Source organism: Mycobacterium sp. (genome assembly GCF_039583805.1).
In the GTDB taxonomy this organism is placed as follows: Bacteria; Actinomycetota; Actinomycetes; order Mycobacteriales; family Mycobacteriaceae; genus Mycobacterium.
The window spans coordinates 1-15,986 of record NZ_JAVKSH010000054.1 but is presented as its reverse complement, the minus strand read 5'-3'; the positions used below and the strand labels follow the sequence as shown (position 1 = coordinate 15,986).

Genomic DNA, 15,986 nt, shown 5'->3' with positions numbered 1-15,986 from the left:
ACCTTCTTGTACAACCCTTTACCTTCTTGTACAACCCTGTCGGATCGCTTGTACAACCCTGTCGGATCGCGCTGTTCACATACCTCGATCGGGGTGTCGACGAAAATCTCGATGACGTCGTTTTCGTCGAGAGTCGCGCGGACTTCGGTCGCGATCACGGCGATACGGGCTGATGAACGCGGTCAAGGTGATAATTCCGGCTTCGCAGGGCAGTTTCGCAACGGCGCCGATCCTGCGAATATTCTCCTCCCGGTCGTCGGCCGAAAAGCCCGAGCCGAAGCGCGCGGCAAATTCTTTGCCATGCAGTTTCTCGAGGATATCCGGACCGGCGTTGAGCCCGTAGCGCACATTATCGCCGTCGAGCATGTAGCTTCGTGCAGTGCGTTCGTACAACTTGCGGTCCACCAGATTTGCCACTGTGCTCTTGCCGCTGGCACTCAGCCCGGTGAGCCAGGTTACGGAACCCCGATGGCCGTTCAGCTTTTCCCGTTCACTGCGACTCACACTGTACTCGTGCCAGGTAATGTCATTGGCCATTGCAGCGAGTCCTTTCTCGGAACAGTTAAGCCGACAAGCGGGCTGATGCAGCATTCATTTGAAGCCGATGACGAAGGTCTCGTTTCTCAACGAAGGCTTGTTGTAGCTAAACGATGTGCTGCGCCGGCCAAGGCGAGCCGAGTTGCGATAAATGCAATCACCGGCCGCCACATCCCACTCCATTGTCGGGCCCATGCGCGGGTAGATGTCAGCGACACCCTCGGCCACCAGGCAGAACTTGAGCGAGCTTCCTGCATAGATCCGCTCCTTGACGGGGAGGTCTTTCAGGTAGTTTTCCAGTTCGGCAGACGGGTGCGAAGCACTCTCAACGACAACTAGCCCCTTGGCGAGATCCGGAACCTCTGAATAAATCCGCACGGGAGCATGTTCGCCGTCCCGTTTCCAGCTCCCCTGTCCTTTTCCTGCGTAGTACAGCAAGTCTTTGGCCGGCGTATATATCACACCCAGCATGGGTTCCAGTTCGTCCACGAGCGCGATATTAACGGTAAACTCATCGCTGCCTTTGACGAATTCTTTGGTGCCATCCAGAGGGTCCACCACCCAGAAACGCCGCCAATGCTTCCTTGTGTCGTAATCGGCCGACTGGATTTCCTCGGAAATGATCGGAATATTCGGATTCAGCTTCTTCAGGTGTTCGGTGATGTACCGATTGGACGCCAAATCTGCATCTGTGACCGGCGAGGTGTCGTCGCCGTGGTCACCTTTTTCTCTCACGTGCGGGTGCTGGCGATGCTTGAGTATAAGTTTTCCGGCCTCAACCGCGATGGCAATCACCTCGTCGAGGGATGGTATCGCGGAGTCGGCGGCTTCTCGTTGACTCATTAGATTTACGATCCTTTCTTTTCGTTGCTACCAGCCGGGGCGCATCTCGGGAATGATCAGCTGTCCTGGCCGGCCGACGCGACGACGCCTTGATCCGCGTCCGCCGCGGCGGTACCCAGCAGCGCCGGGCGTCGTGGACGCACGTAGCGCGCCCACGCCACGAACGCCGCGCCGACATAACTCAGCGTGAAGATCCACAGGGCCGGGGTGGCGGTGCCGGCCAACTCATAGGATTGCCGCAGCACCACGTTGATCCCCATCCCGCCGAGCGCACCGAATGCGCCCGCAAACCCGATCAGCGACGATGACCGGACCCGGGCCCAATCTCGGCGATCGCTCTCCGGGAGGCCCAACCCGCGACTACGTTCCTCGAAGACCAGGGGAATGAGCTGGTAAACAGGCCCTTTGCCAGCTCCGCAGAAGATGAACAGCGCAATGAAACCGATGATGTAACCGACCATCGTCAGCCCGGTCGCGGGCGCACCGGAACCGTGCGTGAGGTCGTTGTGCGTGCTGATGACAGTCAACCAACCGCCGGCCGCGATAGCGCCGATGAAGACGGTCATTGCGACGCGGCCGCCACCAAAGCGGTCGCTGAGCTTGCCGCCGGCGATCCGCGCCAAGGACCCCAACAAAGGCCCGATGAACGCGACCTCGGCAGCATGCAGGGATGCCTGCCCAGGACTTTCCCCAGCCGCTATGAAGTTGTGGTTCAGCAGTTGCCCGAAGGCGAACGCGAAACCCAGAAATGAGCCGGACGCGCACAAGTAGAGGAAACAGAGGATCCAGGTGTCGGACACCGGAAGAATCGCTCGCAAGTTGTTCAACGACAGTCCGGAGCGGTGCGCCACGAAGTTGTCCATGAAGAGCGCCGCACCGGCGCCGCCGACGGCCAGAAGGCAAAGATAGATCGCGCACACCCAGTAGGGCGCCATATGGCCTGCCACGGCCAGGACCACCAGCCCCACCATTTGGATGGCCGCCGACCCAATATTGGCCATGCCGCCGGTCAGGCCCAGCACCGCACCCTTGAGCCGTTGAGGATACAGACCGTCGACCTTGGCCAGCGATGCCGAGTAATTGCCGCCGCCCAACCCGGTCAAGGCCGCGCACGCGAGATACGGCCACAGCGGCAGGCCCGGATGCGCCAGCAACCAGATAGCTCCGGCAGTGGGGATCACAAGCACAAACGACGAAAGCGTCGTCCAGGTGCGCCCCCCGAACCAATTGGCGGCCATGGAATAAGGGATACGCACCACAGCGCCGACCAACGAGGCGGCCGCGGCTATGAGGAGCTTGTCTCCGGTCGAGAACCCGTAGACGGAGACCGGCATAAAAAGCACCATCACCGACCACAAATACCAGACCGAAAATGTGACGTGCACATTGACGACGAGCCAGACCAGATTTCGACGAGCGATGACATGGTTGCCGGCATCCCAGGTCGCTTCGTCCTGGGGGTTCCATTCGGAGATGCGCGAACGCACCATCGCCATTACACCTTCCTTGAGAACTACCTGAGGGGCGAACAGCTCATCACTCTGTGCCGACAGCACCCTGGGAAACGTGCCGACAGCACCCTGCGAAACCCTGCGAACGGACCCGCTGATGATCGTGCCAACCCCAGCAGCGCCGGACCTCTGGCTCACTTGTCACATGCGTACCCGGGAACACCGCAGACAAAACGGACAGGAGTCAACTACCTTTGCGCACAAGCGGTTAGCGCTGCCCGCGCCGAGCAACGAGCCCGGCTTCAGAACCCGCCCCGGGGACGCGCTGAGCGGCTCAGCGCCCGCGCCGGCGGACGCTGCTCTGCCCACTGGGCTGACGCCCAGCGCCGGCCACGCGGCGCCCGGACAGCGCACTCCTGCGTACCACGTGCGGGCGTCGGCGCGGCTCTTCCTCGAATTTCGCAACAGCGCGAGGCCATGCCGGCTCCGAGGCCGAAACACGCTTCGGGCGAAGAGAGGTCGAACGGCCATTTAGTCTCCTCTGCGTCGCCCTCGGCTCCGATCGCGGCTGCCGAGCACTATCTGTTTCGCAGGAACCATTGGCCGTCGCGATAAGACGTGCAGTTAAGGCGGGTCCCACCGCCCGTGAGCTTTGACACTACGCGTGCGCGCCCACTCAAAATCAGTCTCAACTGATTACTCGACCGTAGCGTCTCCACGTCGTTCGGCCAAGAGATCCCCGGCGATACACAGGAGATGTCCAGCCTGACCTATCGGGATGCTCACCGACACGGCCGACGCGGCACCGGACTAGCCGAAATCCCTTGTCGCACCGTCGCCCGGAGGCGACGCCGCCCTCACCGCCCGGGTTGGTACCGGGAAAGCAGGGACCGCACGGTGTCCATGGCCGCCACGGCGCGTTCCTTGTCGACGGCCTGGATCGCCATCACCGGGATGTACTCGTCGTCAGGCAGATCGATGCGCGCCCAGCGGGCGCCGGCCGGGAACGACACGCCGACCACGCTCGACCACGGCACCAGCCGCTCGCCCAGCAGGTTACGCACCCCCAGGCCGGCGGCGCCGACACGCAGCCGCGGCCGGGCGAACAGCAGCACAAACCCGGCGATCAGCAGACCCAGTGTGGCAATGGCTACCTGGTCGGCGGTCTGGAAGATCACTCCGGTGGACTTGATCTTCAGCAGCAGGCCCACCACGATGTGCGCGGCCGCGATCACGAACGCCACGATGTAGGCGAAAACGGGGGTCAGGCGCGGACGCACCTCCACATCCCAATCAGCTGGTGCGGTCACGGTCTGGCGCGCAGATCGCGCAGGGTCAGGGCGGTGCTCAAAGCCGCGGCGGTGGCCTGGGCGCCCTTGTCCTCCGTCGACGCCGGCAGCCCGGCCCGATCGAGTGCCTGCTCCTCGGTGTTGGTGGTCAGCACCCCGTTGGCCACCGGGGTCGAGGAGTCCAACGACACCCGCGTCAACCCCTGGGTCACCGCCTCGCACACGTAGTCGAAATGCGGTGTGGCACCGCGGATCACCACACCCAGCGCGACGACGGCGTCGTGGTCGCGGGCCAGCGCCTGGGCCACCACCGGAACCTCGATCGCGCCGAGCACCCGCACCACCGTGGGATTGCTGACGCCCCACTGCGCAGCCACCTTGACGGCGCCCGCCAGCAGCGCGTCGCAGATGGTGCCATGCCAGGTGCTGGCCACGATCGCCAGCTTGACTCCGGACGCGTCGAGCGTCGGCATGTCCGGCACGCCGGCGCCACCGGCCATCAGCGCCACTCCTGCGCATCGCTGCGTTCTGCATTGTCGTCGGCGGTCACAGAGCTCCCCCGAATTCACCTGGAAGAATGAATGATTCGGGGTAATCGTCCAGCCCGGTGAGGTCGTGTCCCATCCGGTCGCGCTTGGTCATCAGATACCGGATGTTCTCCGCGTTGGCGCGCACCGGCAGCGGCACCCGTTCGACGATGTGCAAGCCGTAGCCGTCCAGCCCGACCCGCTTGGCGGGGTTGTTGGTCAGCAGCCGCATCGAGCGAACCCCGAGATCGACCAGAATCTGAGCACCGATGCCGTAATCGCGTGCATCAGCGGGAAAGCCGAGCGTGAGGTTGGCGTCGACGGTGTCGGCGCCAGCGTCCTGCAGCTGATAGGCCTGCAGCTTGTGCATCAGGCCGATACCGCGGCCCTCGTGACCCCGCATGTAGAGCACCACGCCGCGGCCCTCGTGTGCGACCATCGCCATCGCGGCGTCCAACTGCGGGCCGCAGTCACAACGCCGGGAGCCGAACACGTCGCCGGTCAGACACTCCGAGTGCACCCGGACCAGCACGTCGTGGCCGTCGTAGTTGGGGCCGGCGATCTCGCCGCGCACCAGTGCGACATGCTCGACGTCTTCGTAGATGCTGGCGTAGCCGACCGCGCGGAACTCCCCGTGCCGGGTCGGGATGCGGGCCTCGGCAACCCGCTCGACGTGCTTCTCGTGCTTGCGTCGGTACTCGATCAGGTCGGCGATCGCGATCAGCGCCAGGCCGTGTTCGTCGGCGAAGACCCGCAGCTCGTCGGTCTGCGCCATCGCGCCCTCGTCCTTCTGGCTGACGATCTCGCAGATCGCGCCCGCCGGCTGCAGCCCCGCCATCCGAGCCAGGTCGACCGCGGCCTCGGTGTGGCCGGCACGGCGCAACACGCCGCCGTCCTTGGCGCGCAACGGGACGACGTGGCCCGGCCGGGTGAAATCGTCTGCGACACTTGCCGGGTCGGCCAACAACCGCATGGTCGTTGCCCGATCAGATGCTGAAATTCCCGTTCCCACACCGTTTTTCGCATCGACAGTGACGGTGTAGGCGGTGCCGTGCTTGTCCTGGTTCAACGCGTACATCGGCAGCAGGCCCAGCCGGTCGCAAATCGCCCCGTCCAATGGGACGCACAGATACCCGGAGGTGTAGCGCACCATGAACGCGACCAACTCCGGGGTGGCGTTTTCAGCGGCGAAGACCAGGTCGCCCTCGTTCTCCCGGTTCTCGTCGTCGATGACGACGACGGCCTTGCCGGCCGCGATGTCGGCAACAGCCCGCTCGACGGTGTCCAGCCTGGTCATCTCTGCCACCTAGTCAGCTCTGGGATCGGGGCGGGCCCCGACGTTGCTCTCAGTATGAACCACGGGGCGCTAGCGGTCGTTGCGGCGGCGTGCCCGGCGGATGCGGCGGCGCGCTACGTGCCGCGCACGTCGCTCAACCTCCCCCGGTAAGGGTGTCCGGGCACAAGTGGTGTCGGGCGGCATCGACGACAGGCGGCCCCCACGTGTCTGCAAACGCCCCGAAGTGCGTCGCGATGATCTCCTCCGGCGGAATCCCGCGGTGGAGGTCGTCGCAGACCCAGCGGCCGGCCTGCAGTACCCCGGTCGGGGGCCTCACCGGTACGCCGCTCGGCTCTACCTCGACAACATAGGCGCGCTCGGCGGGATTGAGACGGTCGTTACCGTCAGTGTGCGCGGTCGGTGCCAGCAGACCCAGCAGACATGCTGCCGGCGCCAGCCCCGCTGCCGCCACTCGTTTCATCGGTCGCCCGGACATGGCAGGTCAATCAGTCACACCGCGAAGATTTGCGACCATGAGCCGCTCGACGTGCTTCGCAATGACATCTACTTCGAGGTTCACCAAGCCACCCACCGCGGCGCGGCCGAGCGTCGTCAGCGCGAGGGTGGTCGGGATCAGCGACACCTCGAACCAGTCGGCGCCGAGCCCGGACACGGTCAGCGAAATGCCGTCGACGGTGATCGACCCCTTCTCCACGACGTAGCGGGCCAGAGCGGCGGGCAGCCCGATGCGCAGCACCTCCCAGTGCTCGGCTGGGCTGCGCGCCAGGATCTGCCCGGTGCCGTCCACGTGACCCTGCACGATGTGCCCGCCCAGCCGGCTGTTCAGCGCCGCGGCCCGCTCCAGGTTCACCGGGCTGCCGGCGCCCACCCGGGCCAGGCTGGAGCGGTCGAGGGTCTCGCCCATCACGTCGGCGGTGAACTGCCCATCCGGTAGCACCTCGACCACCGTCAGGCACACGCCGTTGACGGCGATCGAGTCGCCGTGGCCGGCGTCGACGGTGACCAGTGGGCCGCGGACGGTCAGGCGCGCGGAATCGCCCAGGTCCTCCCTGGCAACCACCGCGCCCAACTCCTCCACGATTCCGGTGAACACCACCCCAGGCTACGTTGCGGCGCGACGCACCGGCCTACCTCACGGTTCGAAGAGCGGTCACCGGCACCCTCTACGATGCACACATGCAGACCCGCCGCCGGCTACCGGCCCTTCTCGCCGCCCTCAGCATCGCCACCGCCCTGCTCGGCGGCTGCTCGTCGTCGCCGAAGCAGAACAGCGGCCCGCTGCCGGACGCGGCGAACCTGGTCCAGCAATCCAGCGTCGCCACCAAGAAGGTCACCAGCGCGCACCTGGTGTTCTCGGTGGAAGGCACGATCCCGTCGCTGCCGGTCAAGACAATCACCGGCGACCTCACCACCGTCCCCGGCATCGCCGCCAAGGGTGACGCCAAGATCACCTTCTCCGGCCCCGAGGTCGACGTGCCGTTCGTGGTCTACGATTCCGTCCTCTACGCGGCCCTGACCCCGAACAAGTGGGCCAACCTGGGGCCGGCCGCAGATGTCTACGACCTGGGGACACTGCTCGATCCGACCAAAGGGCTGGCCAACCTGCTGGCCAATCTCAGCGGGGCCACGGCGCAGGGCCGCGACACCATCAACGGGCAGGACACCGTCCGCCTGGCCGGAAAGGTCAGCGCCGACGCGGTGAATGCGCTCGCGCCGCAACTGAAGGCCACCGAGCCCCGACCGGTCACGGTCTGGATTCAGGAGGACGGCGAGCATCAGCTGGTACAGGCCAAGCTGGAGCAGAGCGCCGGCAATTTCCTACAGATGACCCTGTCGAACTGGAACGAACCGGTGCAGGTCAGCAAACCGAATGTGAGTTGAGACGATGCAACCTGGACGCACAGTAGCGATCGGCGCCGGCAGCCTGGCCGTGCTGCTCGGGGCGCTGGACACCTACGTCGTGGTGACCGTCATGCGCGACATCATCATCACCGTCGGCATCCCCATCAACCAGCTGCAGCGCATCACCCCGATCGTCACCTGCTACCTGCTGGGCTACATCGCGGCGATGCCGCTTTTGGGCCGGGCGTCCGACAGGTTCGGCCGCAAGCTGCTGCTGCAGGTCAGCCTGGCGGCGTTCGCGGTCGGCTCGGTAGTCACCGCGCTGTCCGCGGATCTGACGACGCTGGTGGTGGGCCGCACCATCCAGGGCGTGGCCAGCGGCGCGCTGCTGCCGGTCACCCTGGCCCTGGGCGCCGACCTGTGGGCCGCGCGCAACCGCGCCGCGGTGCTGGGCGGCATCGGCTCCGCCCAGGAACTGGGCAGCGTGCTGGGCCCGCTGTACGGGATCCTCGTCGTCTGGCTGACCGGCCGCTGGCAGGACGTCTTCTGGATCAACGTGCCGCTGGCACTGGCCGCGATGGTGATGATCCACTTCAGCCTGCCGTCGCGGACCGTCGGCGCCGGGACGGAGAGAATCGACCTGGTCGGCGGGATTCTGCTGGCGATCACGCTGGGTCTGGTGGTGCTCGGGCTGTACAACCCGGACCCGAACGGCCAGACGGCGCTGCCCAGCTACGGCCCGCCGCTGGTGATCGGCGCGATCGTCGCCGCCGCGGCGTTCGCGCTCTGGGAGCGCTTCGCCCGCACCCGGTTGATCGATCCCGCCGGCGTGCGCTTCCGGCCGTTTCTGGCCGCGCTGGGCGCATCCGTGGCGGCCGGCGCGGCGTTGATGGTGACGCTGGTCGACGTGGAGCTGTTCGGCCAGGGCGTGTTGATCATGAACCAGGACCAGGCGGCGCTGCTGCTGCTGCGTTTCCTGGCCGCGCTGCCGATCGGGGCGCTGGCGGGCGGCTGGATCGCCACGAAGGTCGGCGACCGTGCGATGACGTTCGTCGGCCTGCTCATCGCGGCCGGCGGGTACTGGCTGATCTCCAAGTGGCAGGTCGACCTGCCGGCGCAGCATCACCACCTGCTCGGCCTGTCGCTGCCCGCGATGGACACCGACCTGGCGCTCGCCGGCCTCGGCCTGGGCCTGGTCATCGGGCCGCTGACGTCGGCCAGCCTGCGGGTGGTGCCGTCCGCGCAGCACGGCATCGCCTCGGCGCTGGTGGTGGTCGCGCGGATGACAGGCATGATGGTGGGTTTGGCGGCGCTGAGCGCATGGGGTTTTTACCGGCTGAACCAGATCGTGCAGTCGTTGTCGGCGTCGGTGCCCGACGACGCCAGCCTGCCCGCCCGGCTCGCGGCCCAGGCGCACCTCTACCAGACGGCGTACACGATGATGTACGGCGAGATCTTCACCATCACCGCGATCATCTGCGTGGCGGGGGCGCTGCTGGGGCTGCTGCTGAGCAGCCGCGCCGTCCACGCCGAGGAGCCGCCGGTGCCCGAGCGGGAAGCTGTCGCGCCCGCGGTGTGAGCGCCTGTGCGGCGAGCGTGCACGGTTGCACGGCTTGCGCGGCGTGTCTACGCACAAACACGCACGGTCGCGGCGGAAAAGCTACCGCGGTACCAGGCTGAGCAACAGGTCCGGGCCGATCCGCTCGATCGCGTCGAACCGCCAGCGCAGCGCCCGCGCGATGCTGGACACCCCGACGTCGTCGACCGCGGTCGCCGGCCCGCCCAGCAGGATCGGCGCGACGTAGGCGAGGATCCGGTCGATGGTCCCGGCCCGCAGGAACGCGCTGGCCAGCGTCGGCCCGCCCTCCAGCAGCACGTCGGTGCGATCCGACAGCGCCCCCAGCACCTCGCGCGGATCGTGGGTGCGGATCACCATCGTCCGCGAATCGTCGTTGAGAACTTTTGCCTCGGAGGGTATTTCGCGTTTGCCGACGACGACGCGCAGCGGCTGGCGATCGGCCAGCCGGCCGTCGGCGAGCCGGGCCGTCAACGACGGGTCGTCAGCGAGCACGGTGCCGGTGCCCACCACGATGGCGTCGGCAGCCGTGCGGCGGCGGTGCAGGTCCGCGCGGGCAGCCTCGCTGCTGATCCACTGGCTGGACCCGTCGGCGGCGGCGCTGCGCCCGTCGACGCTGGTGGCGTACTTCCAGGTGACGTGCGGCAGCCCGGTGCGCTGCTTGTGCAGCCACTCCCGCAGCGTCCCGGCGGCCACCAGGTCCGCGTGCACGTCGGCGACGACGTGCACACCGGCCGCGGCCAGCCGGGCCGCGCCCCCGGCGGCGACGGGGGTCGGGTCGGCGACGGCGTAGACCACCGTCGCGACGCCGGCCTGCAGCAGCGCGTCCACGCACGGCGGGGTTCTGCCGTGGTGGTTGCACGGTTCCAGGGTGACCACCGCGGTGCCGCCGGCAGCCAAACCGCCGGCCCGGCGCAGCGCCACCACCTCGGCGTGTGCGCTGCCGGCCGGCCCGGTGCCGCCGACCCCGACAACCTGGCCGTCGCGGTCCACGATCACCGCGCCGACCGGCGGATTGGGATAGGTGGCGCCCTTGACCAGCTCGGCGTGCTCGACGGCGAGCTGCATGACGGCGTCGTAGTCGATGGCCGCCGGGCCCGTCATCGGCGCAGATGCGGCGACGCGGCCTGTGCCCGCCGCCGCAGCGCTTCGACCGCGGCGTCGGGGTCGTCGGCGTGGTAGACGGCCGATCCGGCCACGAAGCAGTCGACACCGGCCTCGGCGGCCGCTTCGATGGTGTCGGCGTTGATGCCGCCGTCGATCTCGACCAGGATGGTCAGCTCGCCCGAATCGACCATCTTGCGGAGCGTGCGCACTTTGCCCAGCACCTCGCGGATGAAGTCCTGGCCGCCGAAACCCGGCTCGACCGACATGACCAGCAGGGTGTCGAAGTCGCTGAGGATGTCGAGGTAAGGCTCCAGCGGCGTGCCGGGTTTGACGCCGAGCCCGGCCCTGGCGCCGGCGGCCCGGATGTCGCGGGCGACGGCGACCGGGTTGTCGGTGGCCTCGGCGTGGAAGGTGACGTTGTAGGCGCCTGCTTCGGCGTACGGCGGAGCCCAGCGGCCCGGGTCTTCGATCATCAGATGGCAGTCCATCGGGATGTCGGTGACCCTGAGCAGGCTCTGCACCACCGGCAGCCCGATGGTCAGGTTCGGCACGAAATGCCCGTCCATCACGTCGACGTGCAGCCAGTCCGCGTCGGGCACGGCGGCCGCCTCGTCGGCCAGCCGGGCGAAGTCGGCGGCCAGGATCGACGGCGCGATCAGGGGCCGATCGGTCTGGACTGACTCGGTCTGGACTGACACGGGCATCAGCCTACTTTGAGCAGCGCCGCGGCAAACATCGCGTCGGTGCCGTGCCGGTGCGGCCACAGCTGCACGTAAGGGCCATCCCCCAGATCCGTGACCGGCTCGAACAGCGGCCGCGCGTCCAACGCCCGCACCGGGTGGCGGCGCAGTGCGTCGGCGACGACGCCGGCCGTTTCGGCCAGGTGCGGGGAACAGGTCGCGTACAGCACCACCCCGCCGGGCCGAGTCAGCGCGATGGCGGCGGTCAGCAGCTCGCGCTGCAGCCGGGTCAGCGCCGGGATGTCGGCGGGCTGGCGCCGCCAGCGCGCCTCGGGCCGGCGCCGCAGCGCGCCCAGCCCGGTGCACGGCACGTCGACCAGCACCCGGTCGAAACCCGGGTCCAGGCCCCCGACAAGGTCCCTGTCGCGTCCGTCGGCGCGCAGCACGTCGACCGGAAGCCCGCGGGTGTTCTGCGCGACCAGCTCGGCGCGGTGCGCTGCCGGCTCGACCGCGGTGACCCGCGCACCGCGGTCGACGCCGAGCGCGGCCAGCAGCGCGGTCTTGCCGCCCGGCCCGGCGCACAGGTCCAGCCAGCGCCCGGTGTCGCCGTCCACCGGCGCCAGCGTGAGCGCGCGGGCCACCAGCTGGCTGCCCTCGTCCTGCACCAGCGCGTGGCCGTCGCGCACCGCCGGCAACTCCGCCGGATCGCCGCCGGGCAGGTACACCGCGTAGGGCGAATGCCGGCCCACCGTGCCGCCCACCGACCCGGCCAGCTGGTCGGCGCTGAGCACCCCGGGTCGCGCAGCCAGGTGCACCTGCGGGCGCTGGTCGTCGCCGGCCAGCACCGCGTCGAGTTCGCCGGCGGCGGGGCCCAGCGCGTCGACGAACGCCTGCGCCACCCAGCGTGGGTGGGCGTGCACGAAGGCGGAGTGCCCCACTGGGTCGGCCGCCGCATCGGGGGCCAGCTCGTCGGTCCAGGACCGCTCGTCGCGTGAGCTGATGGTGCGCAGCACACCGTTGACGAAACCCGCACGCGCCGTGTCGAATTCGATTCCCGCCTGGTCGACGGTGGTGGACACCGCGGCGTACGCGTCGACCCGGGTGCGCAGCAGTTGATAGGTCCCCATCCGCAGCAGGTCCAGCAGCACCGAGTCGATGGCGGCCGGCGACCGACCGGCGGCCGCCTCGATGATCGCGTCCAGCAGCCCGCGGGTGCGACACGTGCCGTAGGTCAGCTCGGTGGCGAACGCGGCGTCGCGGCCGGTGATCCCGCGCTCGCGCAGCAGCGCCGGCAGCGCCAGGTTGGGGTAGGCGTCGCGCTCGGTGACCGCGCGCAGCGCGTCGAACGCGGCCCGGCGCGCCGGATCGAGCGGGCGTCGCTGCGGTTGTCGTTGCGTCCGTTGCGTTTTCGAGGGCCGACCTGGTCGGGTCATGATGCGTGCACCGCGGCGTCGAGCCGGGCGCCGCGGGCCCAGTCACCGGCGTTCATGAACTTCTTTCCCGGCGGCTGGATTTCACCCAGCCGCACCGGATCCGAGCCGGTACCGACCCACACGCTGTCTCGGTCGACGTGAATGTCGCCGGGCGACAGGGATTGCGGGCCATCGGAATCCACCGACACCGGGCCGAGTTTGACGCGCAGCCCACCGATGGTCGTCCACGCACCGGGCTTGGGCGTGACGGCGCGGATGCGCCGCTCGACCGCGTGGGCCGGCTGCTCCCAGCGCACCCTCGCGTCCTCGACGGTGACCTTGGGGGCGTAGCTCGCCCCGTCGGATGGCTGCGGCACCGGCGTCAGCGCTGCGTCGGCGATGCCGTCCACCGTGGCCGCCAGCAGCGCAGCACCCGACACCCCCAGCCGGTCGAGCAGATCCCCGGCGGTGTCGGCGGGCCGGATCGTTTCGGTGACCACACCGTAGACCGGTCCGGAGTCCAGGCTCGGCTCGATCTGGAACGTCGTCGCACCGGTGACGGTGTCGCCGGCCGCGATCGCCGCCTGCACCGGGGCCGCGCCGCGCCAGGCGGGCAGCAGCGAGAAATGCAGGTTGACCCAGCCGTACCGCGGCACCGCCAGCAGCTCCTCGCCCAGCAGCGCGCCGTAGGCCACCACCGGGCAGCAGTCCGGCGCCAACGCCGACAGTTCCGCGACGAACTCCGCGGTGTTGGGCCGCGGCGGCCGCAGCACCGGGATGCCGTGGTCGAGCGCCAGCCGGGCCACCGGCGAGGGCTGCGGGTGACCCCGCCGGCCGGACGCGGCGTCGGGCCGGGTCAGCACCGCGGCCACCTCGTGGCGGGGCGAGTCGATCAGCAGCCGCAGCGCGGGCAGCGCGGGCTCGGGGGTGCCGGCGAAGACGAGGCGCACCGGCCCAGTGTAGGGAGGGACGGCCGGGTACCCCGTCGACCAGGCGATCCGGCGGTTCCGCCGACAACGCAGCCGAATGGTCGCGCTGACCGACGGGTCCGATGTCAACGGCAGCCGAGGTCATCGCCTCGGTCAGAAAGCTGGAGTGATCACCCGTAACCCTGGAACACGTTGGAAATCAACGGTGTTGCCGCTGGCCAGACTCATTCCATGGGCCAGGGCGGTGGCTGCGATCCAAAGATCGTGGGCGCCGACGAGTTGCCCCTTGCTCGCCAGTTGAGCCCAGATGTCGGCGTGAACGCGTGCGACCTGCTCGGTGATCTCGATCGCCCGCATGCCGGCGAGCAGATGCTCGACGAATGCGCTGCGGCGAGCGCGCTGCGCGCCAGTCGCCCGGTGCACGCCATGCAGCAGTTCGCTGACGGTGATGACGCTGATCGCGCGGTCCTCGTCGCCGATCGCGCTTTCGACCTCGGGACTGGTGACACCGCGCTCGGGGTCGACGAGCATGTCGGTGTCGATCAGGACGGCCACGCGTCCTCGGGCGGCCCGACCGACTCACGCACGGCGTGGATGTCGCGGGCGAACGCGGAGTCAGGTGGCGGTGCGCTCGCGATCAGCGCCCGAAATCGGTCGGCCGAGATCAGTCGCGACTTCGGTGGGGAGATCACGGCGACGGCGGCCCCGCTACGCGTCACCTCGATTTCCTCACCGCCGGCCACTCGGTTGAGCAGCTCCGAGAAGTTGCGCGCCGCGTCCGTCGCGGTCATTCGGGTCACATCGCAAGGATATCAGATAAATATGATTTCTGGTCAACCAGCCGCAGCGTGGGCTCGGGGGTGCCGGCGACGACGCGGCGCACCTGCCCGGCGACCGGCCGGCTCGCGGCGTATCTCGGCCGGACGCCGCAGCGGGCTACAGCGCGTCGCTGTCGACATCGGCGGCGGGCTCTCCCCCGGCGGTGGTGAACGCCGTCAGCGCGCGGACCAGGCCGCGACGTTCCGGCGGGGGCATCTTCTTCACGATCCGGGCGATCTCGGTGCGCCGCCGCGCGGTGACCTGCTGAACGACTTTGCGGCCCCGTGCGGTGAGCTTCGCCAACAGCTCACGCCGTGAGGTCGGGTGCGGCAGGCGGTCGATCAGCCCCGCGCCGACGAGCCGGTCGACCATCCGGCCGGCCGCCGAGGGTTTCACACCCAGCAGACCGGCAAGCGTCGCGAGATTGATCGGCCCCCGATTGGACAAGATCACCAGAGTCCGGAACTGGGGGATGGTGATCGTGTCGTCGACCTGGGCGATGGAGTCGGCCGACACAGCCACCAACAGCCGCGACGCGGTCAGCAAGGCGTCGGTGATGGCGTCCAGTGACTCCGCGTTCGCCGTCGCGCCTTCTGTGACCATCGCGCCGCCTTCTGTCCTTCCACAGCCGATTTCCAGGAGTCTAGTAGCGATTTACTATAGCATCAAGCAATTTTACGCAATTATAACTATTACTAATGCGTACTGAAGCCGTGGTGCGCGAAACGCCCCGTCATCGGCGACGGCGGCCGACCGGCCACCACCCCCTGATTGCTTGGAGGATCCGATGAAAGTCGACACCGCAACCCGCGACGTGCATTCCGTCGCCGCCACACACCGCGCGGTGTGGGCGATGGGCGACTATGCCTTGATGGCCGAACAGGTGATGGCTCCACTCGGCCCAATTCTAGTTGCTGCCAGTGGGATTGGGCCGGATGATCGGGTGCTGGACGTCGCCGCCGGATCGGGAAACATCTCGATACCCGCCGCGCTGACCGGCGCCACCGTCGTGTCCAGCGACCTGACCCCGGAACTGCTGCAGCGCTCACGGCTGCGCGCCGCAGAACACGGTGTGACGCTGCAATGGCGGGAAGCCAACGCCGAAAACCTGCCGTTTGCCGACGGCGAGTTCGACACTGTGCTCTCGGCGATCGGTGTGATGTTTGCGCCGCATCATCAGTGCGCAGCAAACGAGCTGGTGCGGGTCTGCCGGCCCGGCGGAACGATCGGACTGATCAGCTGGACGCCGGACGGGTTCTTCGGCCGAATGCTGGCCGCCATCAGGCCCTATCGCCCCACGTTGGCAGCGGGTGTGCCCCCGGCGGCGCTGTGGGGACGCGCCGATTACATCACCGGCTTGCTTGGTGACCAGGTCACCGACATCACCACCCGGCAGCGCGTGTTGACGGTAGACCGATTCGACAACGCCCCTGCAGTCCACACCTACTTCAAAAACCATTACGGCCCGACGATCAACGCATACCGGCAGATCGGCGCCAATCCGGTGCTGGCCGCCACGCTCGACGCCCAGTTGATCGAACTGGCCGGGCAGCATCTGTCCGACGGCGTGATGGAGTGGGAGTACCTGCTGCTGACGGCACGGAAACGGTGAGTGAGCGCGCCGGACGGCGGTGACCCACTCTCCAGCGGCCGGCAGCGTCCGTTCGCCGCCGAACC

At 68.2% G+C, this 15,986-nt stretch carries 16 protein-coding genes and 1 pseudogene; 3 read left to right on the top strand and 14 right to left on the bottom strand.

What is annotated here, in order from left to right; all coding sequences use genetic code 11:
• The 7 genes and pseudogenes from cysC to ABDW21_RS09200 form a co-directional block, all read right to left on the bottom strand.
• Nucleotides 1–537: pseudogene (cysC, locus tag ABDW21_RS09230) on the bottom strand (adenylyl-sulfate kinase); the annotation flags it as partial.
• A 54-nt stretch (nt 538–591) separates the two neighbouring features.
• The gene (cysQ, locus tag ABDW21_RS09225; protein ID WP_343600235.1) at nt 592–1,380 is read right to left on the bottom strand and encodes a 3'(2'),5'-bisphosphate nucleotidase CysQ; all 789 of its coding nucleotides are present in this window, start codon (nt 1,378–1,380) and stop codon (nt 592–594) included.
• A 56-nt stretch (nt 1,381–1,436) separates the two neighbouring features.
• Nucleotides 1,437–2,870, bottom strand: a complete 1,434-nt coding sequence (locus ABDW21_RS09220) for a nitrate/nitrite transporter (RefSeq protein ID WP_343600241.1) — start codon at nt 2,868–2,870, stop codon at nt 1,437–1,439.
• 818 nt (nt 2,871–3,688) lie between these two features.
• Nucleotides 3,689–4,141 carry a PH domain-containing protein gene (locus tag ABDW21_RS09215; protein ID WP_343600233.1) on the bottom strand — a complete coding sequence of 151 codons (453 nt, stop codon included), beginning with the start codon at nt 4,139–4,141 and terminating at the stop codon, nt 3,689–3,691.
• A complete protein-coding gene (ribH, locus tag ABDW21_RS09210) occupies nt 4,138–4,620 on the bottom strand; it encodes a 6,7-dimethyl-8-ribityllumazine synthase (RefSeq protein WP_343600231.1) in 483 nt (160 codons plus the stop codon). Before ribH ends, ABDW21_RS09215 begins: the two co-directional genes overlap by 4 nt.
• A 46-nt stretch (nt 4,621–4,666) precedes the next feature.
• Complete coding sequence (locus ABDW21_RS09205) at nt 4,667–5,944, bottom strand: bifunctional 3,4-dihydroxy-2-butanone-4-phosphate synthase/GTP cyclohydrolase II (RefSeq protein WP_343600230.1); 1,278 nt, start codon at nt 5,942–5,944, stop codon at nt 4,667–4,669.
• Between the two features lie 481 nt (nt 5,945–6,425).
• A complete protein-coding gene (locus tag ABDW21_RS09200) occupies nt 6,426–7,037 on the bottom strand; it encodes a riboflavin synthase (RefSeq protein WP_343600228.1) in 612 nt (203 codons plus the stop codon).
• A gap of 83 nt (nt 7,038–7,120) precedes the next feature.
• Here ABDW21_RS09200 and ABDW21_RS09195 point away from each other — a divergent pair, with 83 nt between their 5' ends.
• Both ABDW21_RS09195 and ABDW21_RS09190 read left to right on the top strand, forming a co-directional pair.
• Nucleotides 7,121–7,825 carry an LppX_LprAFG lipoprotein gene (locus ABDW21_RS09195; protein ID WP_343600226.1) on the top strand — a complete coding sequence of 235 codons (705 nt, stop codon included), beginning with the start codon at nt 7,121–7,123 and terminating at the stop codon, nt 7,823–7,825.
• A 4-nt stretch (nt 7,826–7,829) separates the two neighbouring features.
• The gene (locus tag ABDW21_RS09190; RefSeq protein WP_343600225.1) at nt 7,830–9,365 is read left to right on the top strand and encodes an MFS transporter; all 1,536 of its coding nucleotides are present in this window, start codon (nt 7,830–7,832) and stop codon (nt 9,363–9,365) included.
• 81 nt (nt 9,366–9,446) lie between these two features.
• Here ABDW21_RS09190 and ribD read toward each other — a convergent pair whose 3' ends face one another.
• From ribD to ABDW21_RS09155, 7 genes are all read right to left on the bottom strand, one after another.
• Nucleotides 9,447–10,466 carry a bifunctional diaminohydroxyphosphoribosylaminopyrimidine deaminase/5-amino-6-(5-phosphoribosylamino)uracil reductase RibD gene (gene ribD, locus ABDW21_RS09185; RefSeq protein WP_343710333.1) on the bottom strand — a complete coding sequence of 340 codons (1,020 nt, stop codon included), beginning with the start codon at nt 10,464–10,466 and terminating at the stop codon, nt 9,447–9,449.
• Nucleotides 10,463–11,173, bottom strand: a complete 711-nt coding sequence (rpe, locus tag ABDW21_RS09180) for a ribulose-phosphate 3-epimerase (protein WP_343600223.1) — start codon at nt 11,171–11,173, stop codon at nt 10,463–10,465. The genes ribD and rpe overlap by 4 nt, the downstream gene beginning before the upstream one ends.
• Nucleotides 11,173–12,582, bottom strand: coding sequence for an RsmB/NOP family class I SAM-dependent RNA methyltransferase (locus ABDW21_RS09175; RefSeq protein ID WP_343710332.1), 1,410 nt, complete (start codon nt 12,580–12,582; stop codon nt 11,173–11,175). The genes rpe and ABDW21_RS09175 overlap by 1 nt, the downstream gene beginning before the upstream one ends.
• Entirely contained in the window at nt 12,579–13,511 is a 933-nt protein-coding gene (gene fmt, locus ABDW21_RS09170) for a methionyl-tRNA formyltransferase (protein WP_343600219.1), read from the bottom strand. Before fmt ends, ABDW21_RS09175 begins: the two co-directional genes overlap by 4 nt.
• A gap of 132 nt (nt 13,512–13,643) precedes the next feature.
• Complete coding sequence (locus ABDW21_RS09165; protein WP_343600217.1) at nt 13,644–14,045, bottom strand: PIN domain-containing protein; 402 nt, start codon at nt 14,043–14,045, stop codon at nt 13,644–13,646.
• Nucleotides 14,033–14,281, bottom strand: coding sequence for a type II toxin-antitoxin system prevent-host-death family antitoxin (locus ABDW21_RS09160; protein ID WP_343600215.1), 249 nt, complete (start codon nt 14,279–14,281; stop codon nt 14,033–14,035). Before ABDW21_RS09160 ends, ABDW21_RS09165 begins: the two co-directional genes overlap by 13 nt.
• 145 nt (nt 14,282–14,426) lie before the next feature.
• Nucleotides 14,427–14,912, bottom strand: a complete 486-nt coding sequence (locus ABDW21_RS09155) for a MarR family transcriptional regulator (RefSeq protein WP_343600214.1) — start codon at nt 14,910–14,912, stop codon at nt 14,427–14,429.
• Between the two features lie 184 nt (nt 14,913–15,096).
• Here ABDW21_RS09155 and ABDW21_RS09150 point away from each other — a divergent pair, with 184 nt between their 5' ends.
• Nucleotides 15,097–15,921, top strand: a complete 825-nt coding sequence (locus ABDW21_RS09150; RefSeq protein WP_343710331.1) for a class I SAM-dependent methyltransferase — start codon at nt 15,097–15,099, stop codon at nt 15,919–15,921.
• The last annotated feature ends 65 nt before the right edge of the window (nt 15,922–15,986 follow it).